The following is a 17,593-nucleotide window of genomic DNA, read 5'->3' as shown; positions in this document are numbered from 1 at the left end:
TCGTCGTCCGCCGGGATCTGTGGACGACGCCCCGCCGAGGCCCGCAGACGCGCCGCCACGTCCTGGCCATAGCGGCGTGTCTGCGGGCTTTGGCGCCACGGGTCGCCGCCAGACCCCACCCCACCCCTCCCCACGACGACGGCGTCACCGGCCCGGCTCCTCCTCCCGCGTGATGCACGTCTCGGCTAGGGTGAGGGGCAATAACCGACCGATCGGTCGGGACTCATCCGCGCCCCCGACACCAGGAGACCCCGTGACCGTCACCGCCCCCTCCCTCCCGGAGATCCTCCCCAGCTACGTCTCCGGCAGCTGGTGGACGCCGTCGCACCCGTCCAAGGTCACCGACGTGACGGACGCGAACACCGGCGCGCGCCTCACCGGCGTCTCCACCGACGGCCTCGACACGGCCGCCGCCATCGAGCATGCCCGCACCGTCGGCCAGCAGGCCCTGGGCGCGCTGACCATCCACGAGCGCGCTCTCAAGCTCAAGGAGCTCGCCCTCTACCTGAACTCCCGCGTCCAGGAGCTCTACGACGTCTCCTTCGCCACCGGCGCTACCCAGAAGGACCACGCCTTCGACGTCGACGGCGGCATCGGCACCCTCTTCACGTTCTCCGGCAAGGGCCGCCGCGAGCTGCCGAACTCCAACGTGATCATCGACGGCGACGTGGAACCCCTCTCCCGCGATGGCTCCTTCATCGGCGAGCACATCTACCAGCGCATCCCGGGCGTGGCCGTGCAGATCAACGCGTTCAACTTCCCCGTGTGGGGCATGCTGGAGAAGTTCGCCCCGGCCTTCGTCGCCGGCGTGCCCACCGTGGTCAAGCCGGCCACCCCCACCGGCTACGTCACGCAGAAGTGTGTCGAGCTGATGCTCGAGTCCGGCGTGCTGCCCGAGGGCTCGATCCAGCTGATCTCCGGCTCCGCCCGCGACCTGCTGGACCACCTGGACTACCGCGACCACGTCGCGTTCACCGGCTCCGCCGCCACCGCGGCCACGCTGAAGAAGCACCCGAACGTGCAGGAGGGCGGCGTCCGCTTCACCGCGGAGACCGACTCCCTCAACGCCGCCATCCTCGGCCCGGACGCGGACCCGGAGTCCCCCGAGTTCGAGGCGTTCGTGAAGGTCGTCTTCCAGGAGATGACGGTCAAGGCCGGCCAGAAGTGCACCGCCATCCGCCGGGTGATCGTCCCGCAGGACCGCGTCGAGGCCGTGACCGCCGCCCTCACCGAGCGCCTGGCCGCGAAGGTCGTCCTGGGCGACCCGCGCGTCGAGGGCACCACCATGGGCGCCCTGGCCTCGAAGGAGCAGCAGGGCGAGGTCCGCGGCGCGGTGCAGCGCCTGGTCGACGCCGGCGGTCAGGTCCGCCTCGGCGGCCCCGAGGGCTCGACCGGCGACGCCGACGCCGAGTCCGGCGCGTTCTTCGCCCCCACGGTGCTCACCTTCGAGGACGCACGCACCCCCGAGGTGCACAGCATCGAGGCGTTCGGTCCGGTCACCTCGGTGATCGGCTACACGGACGTGGCCGACGCCGTGGCCCTGGCCGCCCTGGGCTCGGGATCGCTCGTGGCCACGGTCGCCACGAACGACGGTGAGACCGCCCGCGCGTTCGCCGCCGGGATCGGCGCCCACCACGGCCGCGTGCACGTCCTGAACCGCCAGACCGCCACGACCACCACCGGTCACGGCGCCCCCGTGCCGGTGCTGATCCACGGCGGCCCCGGCCGCGCCGGCGGCGGCGAGGAGCTCGGCGGGGTCCGCGCCGTGAAGCACTACATGCAGCGCACGGCGATCCAGGGCTCCCCGGACATGCTCACGGCCATCACCGGCGTGTGGCATCAGGGCGCCGCGGCCCACACGGTGACCCGCGAGGACGTGGAGGCCGGCACGGCCGTGCACCCGTTCTACAAGTCCCTGGCCGAGCTGACGGTGGGCGACCAGTTCGCCTCCGGCCTGCGCACCGTCACCCTGGAGGACATCACCGCCTTCGCGGAGGAGACCGGGGACATGTTCTACGCCCACACGGACGAGGAGGCCGCCATGGCCAACCCGTTCTTCCCGCGCCGGGTGGCCCACGGCTACCTGCTGGTCTCGTGGGCCGCGGGGCTGTTCGTGGCCCCGGATCCGGGCCCGGTGCTGGCCAACTACGGCCTGGAGAACCTGCGCTTCATCACGCCGGTGACCTACGACGACGCCATCCGCGTGACCCTGACGGCCAAGCGCATCACCCCGCGCGTGAGCGACGAGTACGGCGAGGTGGCCTGGGACTGCCGGATCCACAACCAGAAGGACGAGCTCTGCGCCCAGTACGACGTGCTGACGCTCGTGGCCAAGACCTGGCCGATGGCCCCGTCCGAGACCTCCCAGGGCTGAGCCCCCCTGCTTCGACGGGCCGTCCCGTGCGCCCGCTGCGCGCCGGGTGGCCCGTCGTCGTCCCCGGGAACAAGGAGCGTGCCCGGGACGTTCACCTGTACGTCCCATTCGGACCGCGAGAGAAGAAGGTCGACATATATGTCCGAGTTCACCCGTTTTGATCAGGTCACCGTGCTGGGCACCGGTGTGCTGGGTTCGCAGATCATCATGCAGGCGGCGTACCACGGCAAGAAGGTGATGGCCTACGACGCCGTCCCCGCCGCCCTCGAGGGGATCGAGCGCCGCTGGGCGTGGATCCGCCAGGGCTACGAAGCAGACCTCGGGGAGGGCTACGACCCGCAGCGCTTCGACGAGGCCATCGCCCGCATCACGCCGACCTCGGACCTCGGCGAGGCCCTGGCGGATGCGGACATCGTGATCGAGGCCGTCCCGGAGAACCTGGAGCTCAAGCGCAAGGTGTGGGCCCAGGTGGGCGAGCTCGCCCCCGCCACGACCCTGTTCGCCACGAACACCTCCTCCCTGCTGCCCTCGGACTTCGCCGACGCCAGCGGCCATCCGGAGCGCTTCCTGGCCCTGCACTACGCCAACCGCATCTGGGCGCAGAACACCGCCGAGGTCATGGGCACCGCCGCCACCTCGCCGGAGGCCGTCGCGGGAGCCCTGCAGTTCGCCGAGGAGACCGGCATGGTCCCCGTGCACGTGCGCAAGGAGATCCCGGGCTACTTCCTCAACTCCCTGCTCATCCCGTGGCTGCAGGCCGGCTCCAAGCTGTACATGCACGGAGTGGGCAACCCGGCGGACATCGACCGCACCTGGCGCGTGGCCACCGGCAACGAGCGCGGCCCGTTCCAGACCTACGACATCGTGGGCTTCCACGTGGCCGCCAACGTCTCCCGCAACGCGGGCGCCGACTGGCAGCGCGGCTTCGCCGAGCTGCTGGAGAAGAGCATCGCCGAGGGCCACAGCGGCGTGGCCGACGGCCAGGGCTTCTACCGCTACGGGCCGGACGGGGAGAACCTCGGCCCGGTGGAGGACTGGAACCTGGGCGACAAGGACACCCCGCTCGGCTGACCTCCTCGACTGACGGATCGGGGGCCGTCCGGTGCGCACCCCGCATCGGGCGGCCCCGACGCATGCCCCCGCCGCTTCCTTGTGGCATCCGTCACAGCGCACGTAGAGTCGAGCCATGACGACCTCCCGACTCCCCCTGCTCGGCGCCCTCGCCGTGGGCGCGCTCGCCCTCGCCGGGTGCGCGGGCGGCGGCGGGGAGCCCTCCTCCCCCGCCCCCTCGTCGGCGTCGTCCACGACGACGGCGGCCTCGTCCGCGTCCACGTCGCCCGCGGCCAGCAGCTCCACGGCCCCCACGTCACCCGCGGCCAGCGCCTCCACGGAGAGCACGGCCGGCGCCTCCGCCTCCAGCAGCCTGTCCCTCGAGATGCCCCCCGCGCTGGACGGGCAGCGGACCCTGGCGGTGCAGACCGCCGTGCAGCGGGCCGCGGGGCCGGGGTCCGAGGTGGGGCTGAGCGCCGCCTCGCCGCTGGAGCGGCAGACGGAGCTGCGCCAGCGGGCCGCCGGCCTGGAGCAGGCGGTCGACGCCGGTGCGAGCCCGGCTCCCACCCGCAGCGCGGAACAGCAGGCCTGCCTGGACGCCACCCGCTCCGCCCTGGAGCGGGACGCCGAGGCCGGGGCGGCGGACCTGGGGCTCACGGCCCAGCCGGAGACGGCCGCCACCACCGGCGGCGGGCCCACCACGACGCCGGCGCCCTCCTTCACGGCGTCCCCCGACGCCGAGGTCACTCCGCTCGGCGTGCGCGTCACCGTGTACCCCACGGAGGAGGCCGCCCGCGCCGCCCTGGAGGACGCCCGAGCGGCGGCGCAGGCCTGCACCGGGGTGGACCTGGCCGGGCTCGACGTGGAGAGCGTGACGCGGACCGAGCACGAGGGCGGCACCGCGTACACGGCGCTCCCGGCCCCCGGGGGATCCGTCTACTCCCACCTCACTGCCGTGCAGGACGGCGCCCGCACCGTGGCCGTGGCCCAGGCCGACGCGGACGGCGGGGTGCCCGCGGACGCCGAGGACCGTGCAGCCTCGATCGTGGCCGAGGTGCTCGCCGCGCTCGACGGCGAGGGCTGAGGACAGCGGGCCCTCAGCCCCGCAGGCCCCCGAGCACCACGCCCGTGACGGCGTCGATCATCTGGTCCGGTCCCTGCTGGCCGGGGACGCCGCGATCCGGCCGGTACCAGTCGACGATCGAGTTGATCATGCCGAGCGCCAGACGGGCGAGGTTGCGCGGGGTCACGTCGGATCGCACCGCACCCGCGGCCTGGGCGGCCTCGAGCAGGTCACCGAAGCGCCGGGTGATCTCACGCCGGCGCTCGACGGCGGCCACCTCGACCGCCGAGTTCCCGCGCAGGCGCAGCAGCAGGGTCACCTCGGGCTGCTTCTCCGCCAGCACCCCGAGCGTGCCGCGGATGGCCGCCTCGACCTGCGCGCCGGCGTCGACCCCGCTGGCCACCACATCGTCCAGGCACGCCTCGAGGGCGTCGAGCGCCTCCGTCACCGCGTGGTCGAGGATCGCCTCCTTGGACTCCACGTGGTGGTAGATCGCGGACTTGGAGATGCCCAGGTGGGTGGCGAGCATGCCCATGGACGTCGCCTCGTAGCCGTGCCGGTTGAAGAGCTCGACGCACTCGGCCAGCAGCGTCTGCCGGTCATAGCCGGGCCGGCCGCGGCGCGGGGTGGGGCTGCTCTGGGGCACGGGGCTCCTTCGGGGGCGGGCGGACGCCGACGACGACGGCGCACCGGTCCACTCTACCGGGCACGCCGGCGTGGGGTTCGGCCGCGGGGTCGGGATCAGGCCTGGTCGCGCAGGTCGTAGATCCGCTTGAGCTTGCCGGAGGAGCGGGCCAGGGACTCCGGCTCCACCACGTTGATCACGCACGAGGAGCCGATCTTCGTCTTGATCTCCATGCGCAGGTGCGCCGCGCAGGCCTGGGCCTCCTCGAGGGTCGCATGATCACGGCGCTCGATGTTCACAGCCATCTGGTCCATGCGGTCCGGGCGCGTGATCTCGAGGGTGAAGTGCGGCGACAGGGCCGGCTCCTTGAGGGCCAGCTCCTCGATCTGCGACGGGAACAGGTTCACGCCGCGCAGGATGATCATGTCGTCCGAGCGGCCGGTGATGCGGCCCATGCGTCGATGACCCGGGTGCGTGGTGCCCGGCAGCAGGCGGGTGAGGTCGTGGGTGCGGTACCGGATGATCGGCAGCGCCTGCTTGGTGAGCGAGGTGAAGACGAGCTCGCCGTGGCGGCCGGTCTCGAGGACCTCGTCCGTGAGCGGGTCGATGATCTCGGGGCGGAAGTGGTCCTCCCAGATGTGGGAGCCGTCCTTGGTGGCCGCGGACTCGCCGGCCACGCCCGGGCCCATGACCTCGGAGAGGCCGTAGATGTCCAGGGCGTCGAGGTCGAAGGTCTGCTCGATCTCGCGGCGCATCTCGTCGGTCCACGGCTCGGCGCCGAGGATCGCGGCCTCGAGGGAGGACTCGCGCGGGTCCAGGCCGAGCTTCCTGAAGCCGTCCGCGATGGTCAACAGGTAGGTGGGCGTGGAGAGGATGGCGCGCGGCTGGAAGTCGGTGATCAGCTGCACCTGCTTCTCCGTCTGCCCGCCGGACATCGGGATCACGGCCGCCCCGATGCGCTCGGCGCCGTAGTGGGCGCCGAGGCCGCCGGTGAACAGGCCGTAGCCGTACGCGTTGTGCACGCGGTCACCGGGGCGGATGCCGCCGGCGCGGAAGCAGCGGGCGACGAGGGTGGCCCACGTGGCCAGGTCGTCGTCGGTGTAGCCGACTACGGTGGGCTGGCCGGTGGTGCCGGAGGAGGCGTGGATGCGGCGCAGCTCGGGGCCCGTGGCGGCGAACGCGCCGAACGGGTAGCTCTTCCGCAGGAACTCCTTGTCCGTGTACGGGAACTTGGCGAGGTCCCCGAGCTCCGTGAAGTCCGAGGGGTGGACGCCGTGGGTGTCGAAGTGCTCGCGGTACGCGGGCACGTTCTCGTAGGCGTGGTGCAGGGTCCAGCGGAGGCGTTCGAACTGGAGCGCCTCGATCTGGTCCCGGCTCATCGTCTCCTCGGGGTCCGGGGCCCCGCGGTCGGCGGGGGCGGGCAGGGGTGCCGGCGTGTACGGGTTGGGGATCGAGGCCTTGAGCATGGCGTTCTCCTGGGGATGCGGGGTCGGGCGGCGGTCGACGACGGCGGCGCACCGGCGGGTGCGCCCGTCGGTCAGCGTCCGGGGGCGGGGATGGTGCGGGAGCGGCCACGGAAGGCGGCCACCGGGGTGCCGTCGTCGGTGGTGACGGTGATGTCATAGACGGCCGAGCGGCCGGCGGCGGCGACCAGGCGGCCCTCCGCGACGAGGGTCTGCCCGGCGCGGGTGGCCGCGAGGAAGTTGACGTCCACGCCGGAGGCCACGGTGAGGGTGGAGCCGTCCGAGGCGGGGTCGTTGCAGGTCAGCGCGAAGCACGTGTCCGCGAACGCGAAGACGGCGCCGCCGTGGGCCAGGCCGAAGCCGTTGTGCTGGTCCTCGGTGAGCGTCATCCGGATGCGCGCGTGGTCCTTCTCGGCGGCCTCCAGGGTGACGCCGAGCCACCGCGCCACGCGGTCCTCGGCGAGCATGGGGTGGTGGGCGGTCTCGGTCATGGGCGGGCCTCCCTGCCGGCACGGGCGCGCCGGCGCGGCGGCGCAGAGAATTACTGAACGATCATTAGGTAACTCTCTGGATGTGACCCACGTCAAGTCCGGTCCGGTGTGTGACGCGCGCCGCCCCCCGCCGTCATGCCGTGGGAGCGGGGCACACCGGGGGACCTGTGCGCGGCCCCCGCCTATCGTGTCCGCGGCGCCTGTCTAGGGTGACCGCATGGTGACCTTCGCGCCGGACCGCGCCTCCTTCATGCTCAGCCCCTCGGACATCACCGCCGCCGCCACGTGTACCTATGGGTGGCTGCGCGGGACGGTGGACCCCGCGCTCGGACGTGCCCCGCGGATCGGCGCGGAGGACGCGTTCCTCGAGCGGGTCTCCCGCCTCGGGGACGAGCACGAGTCTCGCGTGCTCGCGCGCCTCGAGGCGGAGCACGGCGCGGACCAGGTGGTCCGGCTCGCCCGCCCGGAGCGCTACACGCCCGAGGGTGTGCGGGCCGCCCGCGAGCGCACCGCGGCGGCGTTGGCCGCGCGCCCCGCCGTCGTGTTCCAGGGGATGCTGCACGACGGCGCGTTCGGCGGCCTGGCCGACTTCCTCATGCTCCGCACGGACGAGGAGCACCCCGAGGGCGCGTACGAGGTGGTGGACACGAAGCTGGCCCGGCATGCGCGCGTGACGGCGCTGCTGCAGATCGCCGCGTACGCAGACCTGCTGGACGGCATGGACGTGCCGCGGGCGCGGCAGGGCAGCCTGTGGCTCGGGGACGGTTCCCGGCACGTCGCGGACCTGGACGAGGTGATCCCGGTGTACCGGCACCAGCGCGCCCGGCTGGAGGCGCTGCTGCAGGATCACGTGGCCGCCGGGGAGCCCACTCGCTGGGGCGACGACCGCCTGAGCGTCTGCGGCGCATGCGAGGCGTGCGAGGAGGCCGTCGCCGAGCACCGGGACGTGCTGCTCACGGCGGGGGCCACGCGGTTGCAGCGCACCCGGCTGCGCGAGGCCGGCATCACGACCATCGAGCAGCTCGCGGTGTCCGTCGCACCGCCGGAGGGCATGGCCCGCCGCACGTGGGAGGCGCTGCGGGAACAGGCGGCGATCCAGCTGGAGCCGGCCGGGGCGGACGGGCTGCCGCCGCATCGGATCGTGGACCCGCGCGCCGTGGCGGGGCTGCCCGCGCCGGACGCCGGAGACGTCTTCTTCGACTTCGAGGGGGACCCGCTGTGGGTCTCCGCGGACGGGAGCATGGAGGGCCTCGAGTACCTGTGGGGCTGGGTCGAGGCGCCGGGTGGGGACACCGCGCGCACCGCCTCGGCCGACTTCCGGTTCACGGGTCTGTGGGCGGACACCCGTGCCGCCGAGCGGGCGGCGCTCGAGCAGTTCGTGGCGTTCGTGGAGGCGCGACGCGCGGCCCACCCGGGGATGCGGATCTACCACTACGCCGCGTACGAGGTCACCGCGCTGAAACGCCTGACCGTGCGCCACGGTGTGGGCGAGCGCGAGCTGGACGACTGGCTGCGCGCGGGGCTGTTCGTGGACCTCTACTCCACGGTCCGCGCCGCCCTGCGGGCCGGTGTGCCGAGCTACTCCATCAAGAAGCTGGAGCCCCTCTACATGGGGGCGGAGCACCGGGCGGAGGACGGCGTCACGACGGCGGCGGACAGCGTCACCGAGTACCACCGGTACGTCGCCGCGATGGAGGCCGGGGACACCGAGGTCGCGCGGGCGATCCGCGCCGACATCGAGGACTACAACCGGTACGACTGCGTCTCCACGGCGCGGCTGCGGGACTGGCTGCGGGCGCAGGTCGAGCCCGAGGAGGCCGCCGTCGCGGAGCGTCCCGTCGACGACGCCGCGACCGGGAACGAGCCGCTGGTCGAGGCCGCGCCGTCGGTCCAAGAGCAGGACGCGGCCCTCGCCGCCTCGCTGCAGGCGCTGGCGGGCGCCGAGAGGGACGAGGCGGGTGGGACGGGGGCCCCGGAGGCGGAGCTCGACGGCGGGCGGCGCGGTATCGCCCTGCTGGCCGCGGGGCTGGGCTACTTCGCCAGGGAGAACAAGCCGCTGTGGTGGGCTATGTTCGATCGGGCCGTGTCCGCCCCGGACGAGTGGCAGGAGCCGCGCGCGAACCTGGTGTTCGACACCGTCGAGTCGGTGGGTGCGTGGGAACGGCCCACCCCGCGGAGCAACCCCGCCCGGACGCTGACCGTGACCGGGCGCCTCGAGCCGGGCACCGAGGTCCGGCCGCGTCGGAACAGCCAGGAGAGGTTCAAGCTCAACGCCCTGTACGAGCAGCCGCCGCGCTGGGCGGAGCTGGCCCCCAACGCCGTCCGCTGGCAGAGCCGATCGCCCGTGGACGTGACCGAGGTGGAGGAGATCGCACCGGGCCGGTTCCGCGTCAGCCTGCTGCAGCGCCTCAGCACCAAGTACGAGCCGGAACCGCACGCGGAGGTGCCCATGGCGGTCTTCCACCTCAACTACGTCCGGCCCGGTGGCCTCCTCGAACGCATCCGGGAGCAGGCCGCCGAGGCCGCCCGCCGCGGCCGACTGCCGGACGGAGCGGTGTTCGACATCCTGGCGCGCCGTGCCCCGCGCACCGCGGGCCGGACCCTCGCCGCGATCGGGGCGGACGTACGAGACGGCCGGCGGGACGGCGTCGGGGGCCTGGTCGAGGCGGTCGAGTCCGCACGCGGCTCCTACGTGGCCGTGCAGGGCCCTCCCGGCACCGGCAAGACGTACGTGGGCAGCCGCGCGGTGAAGGAGCTCCTGGACCGGGGCTGGACGGTCGGCGTCACCGCCCAGTCCCACGCGGTGGTGGAGAACTTCCTCGACCAGCTGATCGGCGTCGGCGTGGACCCCGACCGCGTGGGCAAGGAGCCCAAGGATCCGGACGGACCGCACCGCTGGACGTCCCTGGGCTCATCGGAGGTCCATGCCTTCCTGGCACCGGGCCGGGTCCTGGGCGGCACCGCGTGGACCTTCGCGAACGCCGCGGCCCAGCCGGTCGACCTCCTGGTGGTGGACGAGGCAGGGCAGCTCTCCCTCGCGCACCTCCTGGGCGCGAGCGCCCTGGCCGAGACGGTGCTGTTGCTGGGTGACCCGCAGCAGCTCCCCCAGGTCAGCAGGGGCGAGCACCCCCAGCCCATCGGCGACGCGGCCCTGACCTGGATCGCGGAGGGTGCCCCCGTGCTCCGCCCCGATCGCGGCTTCTTCCTGGACACCTCCTGGCGTATGCACTCCGCGCTGACGGAGGCCGTCTCCACGCTCTCCTACGCCGGCGAGCTCGGCGCGCGGGAGGAGGTCACGGACGCCCGCCGGCTCGACGGCGTGGAGCCCGGGCTGCACCCGTGGCCGGTCTCCCACACGGGCAACGCGGTCTCCTCGCCGGAGGAGGCCGCGGCCGTCGTCGAGATCATCCGGACACTGCTCGGCCGCGCCTGGTCCACCGGCCCGGACGACCCCGGCCGACCGCTCGAGCCGTCCGACGTGATCGTGGTGGCCCCGTACAACGCGCAGGTCGCCACGGTCCGGGAGGCGCTCGACGCCGCCGGTCTCGAGGGCACCACCGTCGGCACCGTGGACAAGTTCCAGGGCCGGGAGGCCGCCGTCGCGATCCTGACGATGGCCGCGTCCTCACCGCAGGAGGTGCCGCGCGGGCTGGACTTCCTCCTGAACCGGAACCGGCTCAACGTGTCGATCTCGCGCGGACAGTGGGCCGCCTACCTCGTCCACTCCCCCGCCCTCGCGGACGCGCTGCCCACCAGCCCCGAGGACCTGCCGATGATCGGCGCGTTCCTGCGGCTCGTGCACCGCTGACTCAGTCGGCGGCGCCCTGGCGCAGCAGGAACCGCTGCAGCTTGCCGGAGGGGGTCTTGGGCAGCCGGTCCACGAAGTGCACCCGGCGCGGGTAGGCGTGCTTGGAGTACTCGTCACGGACCTTCGCCTGCAGCTCGGCCGCCAGGGCGTCCGGGTCCGCGACGGCCCCGGCGGGCACCACGAACGCCACGACCTCCTCGCCCCGCACTCCCTCCGGGTCCGGCAGGCCAACGACGGCGACCTCCTGCACCCGCGGGTGGTCGATGAGCACGGACTCCACGTCGAACGGGCCGATCCGGTACCCGGCGGCGAGGATCACGTCGTCGTCCCGGGAGGAGAAGAAGAACCAGCCGTCGTCGTCCTGCCGGGCGGTGTCCCCGGTCAGGTACCAGCGCCCGTCCGGGGTGAAACGCTCCGCGGTCTTCTCCGGCTCCCCGAGGTAGCCGGGGAACCAGAACAGGGGCGAGGCCGCGTCGATCGCGATCTGCCCGTCCCGGATCTCGGCGGCGATCCCCGGCAGGGGCACACCCATCGAACCCGGGCGGGGCGGCGCGGCCAGCTCGGGGTGCGCGAGGGTGCAGATGACCATGCCCAGCTCGGTCTGGCCGTAGTGGTCGCGGATCTCCGTGCCGAGGGCCGTCCGGCCCCACTCGAGCACGGACGGCGGCAGCGGCTCCCCCGCCGTGGACACGCGCCGCAGCCGCAGCGGGGCGTCCTCGGTGACCTCCCCGGCCTTGGCCAGCGCGCGGAACATCGTGGGGGCGCCGGCGAGGTTCGTGATGCCCTGCGAGCGGATCACCTCGACCATGGTCGCCGGGGAGAAGGCGCCGCGGTACTGCACCGAGGTCGCCCCGAGCACCAGCGTGCCGACGATCCCGTAGTACAGCCCGTACGCCCAGCCGTGGTCGGCCGCGTTCCAGAACAGGTCCTCGGGGCGCAGGTCCACCGCGCACGTGAGGTAGACGGCGAACGCGGCGGCCGCGCGCAGCGGCACAGGCACCCCCTTGGGGCGGCCGGTGGTGCCGGAGGTGAACAGCAGGGCGATCGGCCCGTCCCCGCCGACGGCGACGTCCTCGGCCAGCGGCGCGGAGTCCGCGAGCGCGTCCCACTCCGGGCCGGTGCGGATGATCTCGATGCCCGGGATGTCCGTGAGCTTCTCGGCCTGGCGGGGCTCGGCGACGACGAGCCGCGCCGCCGCGCCCTCGATGCGCATCCGCGCGGCGCCCGCGGCGAACGCGGTGAACAGCGGCACGTGCACGGCGCCGAGCCGCCACAGGGCCAGCAGCGTGATGACGAGCTCCTCCCGTTTGGACATCATCACGGGGACCCGGTCGCCGCGCGTGACGCCGCGGGCGGCGAGGCCGGTGGCGAGGCGGCGGGAGCGGTCGGCCAGCTCGCCGAAGGTGAGGTCGACGGCGGACATGTCCTCCGCCACGAACCGGAACGCCACGGCGTCGGCCGGCCAGCGGTCGCAGAGCAGGTGGGCGGCGCAGGCGTCCGGGGTCTCGACGTCGGCGACCCACCCGGCCATCAGCCGGTCGATCGTCCCGGCCTCGTGGGCCTGCCCGGTCCGTTCCGTCATCTCGGTCTCCTCATCCCTCGCGGCACGCCGACGCCGGGCGACGGCGACGTCAGCCACGGTAGGTCCACCGCGCCTCGGGCCACCAGACGCGTCCGCATGTTGCACTGGCCACTCCGTCGCGCCCGAGGGCGGACCCGGTCGTCGCCTTCGTCGGGCGCCCGCGGCGCCTGCCAGAATGGGGGCCATGACCTCGCAGCCCGCGCCCGCGTCCACCGCCCACCGCCGTTCCCTCGCCGAGGCCGGCATCGCCCTCGGCCCCCTGGACGGCCGCTACCGTGCGGCGGTGGAGCCGCTCGTGGAGCACCTGTCCGAGGCGGCGCTGAACCGCAACCGCATCCACGTGGAGGTCGAGTGGTTCATCCACCTGGCCGAGCACCGCGTGCTGCCGGGTCTCGAGCCGCTCACGGCCGAGCAGCAGGCGGGCCTGCGGGCGATCGTCACGGACTTCGACGCGGAGTCCGTGGCCGAGCTGGCCGCCACGGAGAAGGTCACGGTGCACGACGTGAAGGCCGTCGAGTACTTCATCGCCGACCGCCTCGAGGGGCTGGGCCTGGGCCGGCTGAAGCCGCTCGTGCACTTCGCGTGCACCTCCGAGGACATCAACAACCTCGCCTACGCGGTGGGCGTGCGCGACGCCGTCGAGCAGGTCTGGCTGCCGGCCGCCCGCGCCGCCGTGGCCACCGTCGCCGCGATGGCCGCCGAGGCCGCCGGGACCCCCATGCTCTCCCGCACGCACGGCCAGCCGGCCACGCCCACCACGCTGGGCAAGGAGATGGCCGTGTTCGTGCACCGTCTGACCCGCCAGACCCGGCGCATCGCCGCCCAGGAGTACCTGGGCAAGATCAACGGCGCCACCGGCACCTACGCCGCCCACCTCGCCGCCGCCCCGGACGCGGACTGGCCGGCCCTCTCCCGCTCCTTCGTGGAGCACCTCGGCCTCACCTGGAACCCGCTGACCACCCAGATCGAGTCCCACGACTGGCAGGCGGAGCTGTACGCCGACGTCGCGCGCTTCAACCGGATCCTCCACGGCTTCTGCGTGGACGTGTGGAGCTACATCTCCATCGGCTACTTCGCGCAGATCCCCGTGGCCGGCGCGACCGGCTCCTCCACCATGCCGCACAAGGTGAACCCGATCCGCTTCGAGAACGCGGAAGCCAACCTCGAGCTCTCCTGCGCCCTGCTCGACTCGCTGGGCGCCACCCTCGTGGAGTCCCGCTGGCAGCGCGACCTCACGGACTCGACGTCGCAGCGCAACATCGGCGTGGCCCTCGGCCACTCGGTGCTCGCCCTGACCAACGTCACCAAGGGCATGGGCCAGCTCCAGGTGGCCGAGCCCGTGCTGGCCGAGGACCTCGACACGAACTGGGAGGTCCTCGGCGAGGCGATCCAGACCGTCATGCGCGCCGAAGCGATCGCCGGCGTGCCGGGCATGGACAACCCCTACGAGCGCCTCAAGGAGCTCACCCGCGGCCAGCGCGTGGACGCCGCCCGCATGCGCGAGTTCGTGCAGGGCCTGGGCCTGTCCGAGGGCGCCGAGGCCCGCCTGCTGGAGCTGACCCCGGCCGGGTACACCGGCGTGGCGGCGGAGCTGGCCAAGGAGTTCGGACCGGCGCAGGGCTGACCGGAGCGGCGGCCCCGGGCCGGCCCGCCCGGGGCGGCCTGGGCGTCAGCCCCGCGGCGGGCTCCGACGCCCAGGTCACGATCCGAGGACAGGATGATCACAACCAGAGCACACCTCTGGTGTGGCGGGCGCCACGCGGGCAGGCTGAGGGCGTGGCCGCCACCCGGCGGCCACGACCCGCCGTAGAGCACGCCCCGAGGAGACCTGATGTCCGCTCGCCGCACCACCCGCCCGCTGTCCACCGCCCTCGCCGCCGCCGTCCTGGCGGGCGGCCTCGCCGCCACCGCGGCCGCCCCGGCCCTGGCCGCCCCCGCCGAGACCACGGACGGGTGGCAGAACGGGCACTTCGTCGGGGGCACCTTCGGCTCCACGGAGTTCTCGCCCCTGACGGGCCGCTTCTACACGCAGCACGCTGTCAAGGACGTCCGCGTGACCGTGGCGCCGTTCTACCCGTCCTTCACGGATCTCGAGGAGATCTCCTATGAGGTCCCCGGTGAGATGGGCCCGGAGACGGATGTGGATTTCACCTACGACGCCGAGCTCGAGGCCGGCTACGTGGACGTCCTGGAGCAGCGTCGGGTCCTCGGCGAGGAGGGCACCGCCGGCGCCGTCTTCACCCTCTACGTGGACGGGAAGGCCACCGCGACTCTGGTGTTCGGGGAGGACCGGAACCTCGGTGACGACGTCCCCGGCATGTTCCTGGACGCCGAGGGCCCGCAGGCATACGAATTCGGCGCACGCCCGACGGTGGACCACCAGACGTACCTCGCCGCTCCCGGCTCCCGCCTGGTCCACCTGCAGGGCAACTCCAGCGGCGATGCCCCCGGCGTGGCCACGCTGACCGTCACCGAGCAGCCGGAGCACGGCACCCTCGTCGAGCTGCCCCGCATCGGCGACCCCACGGTCTGGACTCCCGGTGAGGAGCGCGGCAGCTTCGCCAGCACCGTCTACGTGGCGGACGAGGGCTTCACCGGCACCGACCAGGCCGTCTTCACCCTCACTGACGGCAGCACCGGCGAGCAGAAGACGCTCGTCGTGACGTTCTCCATCGGGGACCCGCGGGCCGCCGACCCCCACCTGGGGGTCCAGGGCACGGGTCTCCCGTTCGACGAGGCCCGCGTGTGGGAGGCCCTCGAGGCCCAGGGCGAGGACGACGCGTCCGAGGCACCCGCACCGGAGTCCCCGGCGACCCCCGCCCCGGATTCGGCGGACGCCCCGGAGGCCTCCGAGCCCTCGGAGCCCGCCGGCGAGCACACCGTCCCCGAGACCGTGGAGACCGGCTCCGGCCAGGCCTGGTGGCTGGCCGCCGCCGCTGCCGCGGGCACGGGCGCCCTGGTCGCCGGCCGGCGTCGCTTCGGCCTGGCCCGCTGACCCGGAGCGCCGGAGTGCTGCTCGTCCGCTGACCCGCGGCACCACCAGGCGCCGCTCCCGCCCCTCCGGGAGAGGCCGGCTCCGCCCTGTGACGGGGCCGGCCTCGGCCCAGGACTGACCCGGGACCGCCTGACGGGGGACGATGGGCGGGTGCTGCTTCCGTCTCTCCCCCTCTGGCTGCTGTCCGCCACCCCCAAGGACCCCGCCGAACTCGAACGGGACGTGCCCGAGCCGATCGACGCGCACGGCGAGCTCGCCGAGGCGATCACCGCGGCGATCACCGCCGTGGACCTCGTGGGCGTGTTCTTCTTCGCGATCTCGGGCGCCGTGCTCGCCGTGCGCAAGGGCTACGACATCGTCGGCTCCCTGCTGCTGGCCCTCATGGTGGGCACGGGCGGCGGCGTCGTCCGGGACCTCGTGGTCGGCCGGGACGTGCCCGCGGCCTTCGACAACCCCTGGTACCTGATCCTGCCGGCGGTCGCGTCGCTGGCGGTGTTCCTCCGGATCTTCGACGGCGAGCGCGGCCACCACGCCGTCATGGCCTTCGACGCCATCGGCCTGGCCGTGTACTGCGTGGTGGGCACGCGCATCGCCCTGCTCGCCGGCCTGAGCCCGGTCGCCGCCGCGGTGCTGGGCCTGGTGACCGCCGTCGGCGGCGGCATCCTGCGCGACGTCGTCGCCGGGGAACCGCCCGCCGTGTTCGGCGGGCGCGGCTGGTACGCGCTGCCGGCCATCCTCGGCGCGGGCACGACGGCGGCCCTCGGCCAGGCGGAGCTCCTGAACCCGCTGACCTCGGCCGCGGTGATGGTGCTCGTGCTGGTGCTGCGCGTGGTGTCGCTGCGCAGGGAGTGGCTCGCCCCGGGGGCCGAGATCTCGGGGGTGACCCAGCGCCAGCGCCTGGATCCGCACGACGAGCCGCCCGTGCCGGACATCCGCGACCGCAAGGGCCGGGACGGGCCGCCCGCCGACCCCGGCGAGGACGGCCCCCCGGCGAACGAGGAGACGCCCGGAGCCGGCGAGGACGTCACACCTCCGGGGACACCCGGGTGAACAAACGAGCCACTGCGCGGGCCGCACGGGACAATGGCCGGTGAATCCCCGGACCCGACGGAAGGAGCCGCCGTGGACGTGCAGCAGTTCTTCGCCACCCTCACCGACGTCCCGTGGCTGCTCACGACCCTGGACCTGATCGGGATCTTCTTCTTCGCCACCTCGGGGGCGCTGCTGGCGGCGCGCAAGCAGTTCGACCTGGTGGGCTCGCTGGCGCTGTCCCTGCTGGCCGGGCTGGGCGGCGGCTTCACCCGGGACATCCTGCTGGACCGCGGCCTGCCCGCGTCCCTGGAGAACCCGGTCTACCTGGCCCCGCCCGTGCTGGTGTCCCTGCTCGTGTACGTCAAGGTGATCCACCCGAATCGGCTGAACCTGACCATCACCCTGTTCGACGCCGCCGGGCTCGCCCTGTTCACGGTGTCCGGTGTGCTGCTGGCGCACTCGATGGGCGTGCACCCGGTGTCCACGGTGGTGATCGCGATGGTCACGGCGCTCGGCGGCGGCGTGCTGCGGGACATCGTCGCCAACGAGGTCCCGTCCATCTTCGACCCCCGCGGCGTCTACGTGCTCCCCACGTTCCTGGGCGCGGTGCTGGCGACCGTGGTGGCGATGAACGGCGCGCTCAACGCGTTCACGGGCTTCCTCATCGCGTTCCTGATCTTCGCGGTGCGGATGATCGCCTACCGCTACCAGTGGCGGTTCTTCGGCGCGGAGATCTCCCAGGACAAGGAGTCCCTCGCGCGTCTGCGGCGCCTGGCCACGCAGGCGCAGGAGGCGGCCGCGCGCCGGGTGGAGCGCACCCTCGAGCGCCGGCTGCGCTCCCCCGGCGCCCCCGCCTTCCCCGACGACGACGCGGACGGGTCCTACGGACCGCGGCAGGAGTACGAGGACCAGGTGCGGGTGGACGACTACGACCCGCAGACCCAGACGATCACCGTCGTCGACCCCGCCTCACACCAGCAGGTGCGCCTGGACCGCGGCACCGGCGTCATGGACGTCACCGACCTGCGCACCGGGCGCACGCGCAGCTTCGACGACCCCGAGCACGACTGGATCGCGGACGACCCGGAGGACCCGAGGGACTGAGGGATG

The 17,593-nt window shown here is 73.6% G+C and carries 12 protein-coding genes; 8 read left to right on the top strand and 4 right to left on the bottom strand.

All coding sequences use genetic code 11. From position 1 onward, the window contains the following. The first annotated feature begins 253 nt into the window (after positions 1-253). The 3 genes from paaZ (at position 254) to OVA32_RS03055 (ending at position 4,508) form a co-directional block, all read left to right on the top strand. Positions 254-2,374 (top strand): phenylacetic acid degradation bifunctional protein PaaZ, encoded by a 2,121-nt coding sequence (gene paaZ, locus OVA32_RS03065; RefSeq protein WP_210079067.1) that lies wholly within the window; start codon positions 254-256, stop codon positions 2,372-2,374. A 138-nt stretch (positions 2,375-2,512) separates the two neighbouring features. Next, a complete protein-coding gene (locus tag OVA32_RS03060) occupies positions 2,513-3,445 on the top strand; it encodes a 3-hydroxyacyl-CoA dehydrogenase (RefSeq protein WP_144824947.1) in 933 nt (310 codons plus the stop codon). Between the two features lie 115 nt (positions 3,446-3,560). Further along, positions 3,561-4,508 carry a hypothetical protein gene (locus tag OVA32_RS03055; protein ID WP_267715168.1) on the top strand — a complete coding sequence of 316 codons (948 nt, stop codon included), beginning with the start codon at positions 3,561-3,563 and terminating at the stop codon, positions 4,506-4,508. Positions 4,509-4,521: 13 nt separating this feature from the next. On the opposite strand, the gene OVA32_RS03050 is transcribed toward OVA32_RS03055, so the two are convergent. The 3 genes from OVA32_RS03050 to OVA32_RS03040 all read right to left on the bottom strand — a co-directional run bounded on the left by OVA32_RS03050 (position 4,522) and on the right by OVA32_RS03040 (position 7,066). Beyond that, a complete protein-coding gene (locus tag OVA32_RS03050) occupies positions 4,522-5,133 on the bottom strand; it encodes a TetR/AcrR family transcriptional regulator (RefSeq protein WP_102708800.1) in 612 nt (203 codons plus the stop codon). 95 nt (positions 5,134-5,228) lie between these two features. Then, a complete protein-coding gene (locus tag OVA32_RS03045) occupies positions 5,229-6,578 on the bottom strand; it encodes a phenylacetate--CoA ligase family protein (protein ID WP_210079071.1) in 1,350 nt (449 codons plus the stop codon). Positions 6,579-6,649: 71 nt separating this feature from the next. Beyond that, on the bottom strand, positions 6,650-7,066 hold the full coding sequence (locus OVA32_RS03040) for a PaaI family thioesterase (RefSeq protein ID WP_020624995.1): 417 nt from the start codon (positions 7,064-7,066) through the stop codon (positions 6,650-6,652). A 217-nt stretch (positions 7,067-7,283) separates the two neighbouring features. Between OVA32_RS03040 and OVA32_RS03035 the strand changes: the two genes are divergently transcribed. After that, positions 7,284-10,874, top strand: a complete 3,591-nt coding sequence (locus OVA32_RS03035; RefSeq protein ID WP_210079072.1) for a TM0106 family RecB-like putative nuclease — start codon at positions 7,284-7,286, stop codon at positions 10,872-10,874. A gap of 1 nt (position 10,875) precedes the next feature. On the opposite strand, the gene OVA32_RS03030 is transcribed toward OVA32_RS03035, so the two are convergent. After that, positions 10,876-12,456 carry an AMP-binding protein gene (locus tag OVA32_RS03030; RefSeq protein ID WP_095695027.1) on the bottom strand — a complete coding sequence of 527 codons (1,581 nt, stop codon included), beginning with the start codon at positions 12,454-12,456 and terminating at the stop codon, positions 10,876-10,878. Between the two features lie 184 nt (positions 12,457-12,640). Between OVA32_RS03030 and purB the strand changes: the two genes are divergently transcribed. The 4 genes from purB (at position 12,641) to OVA32_RS03010 (ending at position 17,587) form a co-directional block, all read left to right on the top strand. Then, positions 12,641-14,080 (top strand): adenylosuccinate lyase, encoded by a 1,440-nt coding sequence (purB, locus tag OVA32_RS03025; RefSeq protein ID WP_210079073.1) that lies wholly within the window; start codon positions 12,641-12,643, stop codon positions 14,078-14,080. 207 nt (positions 14,081-14,287) lie between these two features. Further along, positions 14,288-15,451: a hypothetical protein gene (locus tag OVA32_RS03020; RefSeq protein ID WP_180949569.1), complete on the top strand. Its 1,164-nt coding sequence runs from the start codon at positions 14,288-14,290 to the stop codon at positions 15,449-15,451. 150 nt (positions 15,452-15,601) lie between these two features. Further along, positions 15,602-16,501 carry a trimeric intracellular cation channel family protein gene (locus tag OVA32_RS03015; protein ID WP_210079074.1) on the top strand — a complete coding sequence of 300 codons (900 nt, stop codon included), beginning with the start codon at positions 15,602-15,604 and terminating at the stop codon, positions 16,499-16,501. A 72-nt stretch (positions 16,502-16,573) separates the two neighbouring features. Further along, positions 16,574-17,587 carry a trimeric intracellular cation channel family protein gene (locus OVA32_RS03010; protein ID WP_060775426.1) on the top strand — a complete coding sequence of 338 codons (1,014 nt, stop codon included), beginning with the start codon at positions 16,574-16,576 and terminating at the stop codon, positions 17,585-17,587. Positions 17,588-17,593 lie beyond the last annotated feature (6 nt).

The sequence above is a fragment of the Micrococcus sp. SL257 genome, from assembly GCF_026625585.1.
In the GTDB taxonomy this organism is placed as follows: Bacteria; Actinomycetota; Actinomycetes; order Actinomycetales; family Micrococcaceae; genus Micrococcus; species Micrococcus luteus.
The sequence above is the reverse complement of the archived record's forward strand: the minus strand, read 5'-3'. Positions and strand labels throughout refer to the sequence as shown.

Coding starts and splice junctions, on each gene's coding strand:
- OVA32_RS03020 (WP_180949569.1), top strand. CDS start 14,288: ATGTCCGCTCGCCGCACCACCCGCCCGCTGTCCACCGCCCTCGCCGCC.
- OVA32_RS03045 (WP_210079071.1), bottom strand. CDS start 6,578: ATGCTCAAGGCCTCGATCCCCAACCCGTACACGCCGGCACCCCTGCCC.
- OVA32_RS03060 (WP_144824947.1), top strand. CDS start 2,513: ATGTCCGAGTTCACCCGTTTTGATCAGGTCACCGTGCTGGGCACCGGT.
- OVA32_RS03040 (WP_020624995.1), bottom strand. CDS start 7,066: ATGACCGAGACCGCCCACCACCCCATGCTCGCCGAGGACCGCGTGGCG.
- OVA32_RS03055 (WP_267715168.1), top strand. CDS start 3,561: ATGACGACCTCCCGACTCCCCCTGCTCGGCGCCCTCGCCGTGGGCGCG.
- OVA32_RS03030 (WP_095695027.1), bottom strand. CDS start 12,456: ATGACGGAACGGACCGGGCAGGCCCACGAGGCCGGGACGATCGACCGG.
- OVA32_RS03035 (WP_210079072.1), top strand. CDS start 7,284: ATGGTGACCTTCGCGCCGGACCGCGCCTCCTTCATGCTCAGCCCCTCG.
- purB (WP_210079073.1), top strand. CDS start 12,641: ATGACCTCGCAGCCCGCGCCCGCGTCCACCGCCCACCGCCGTTCCCTC.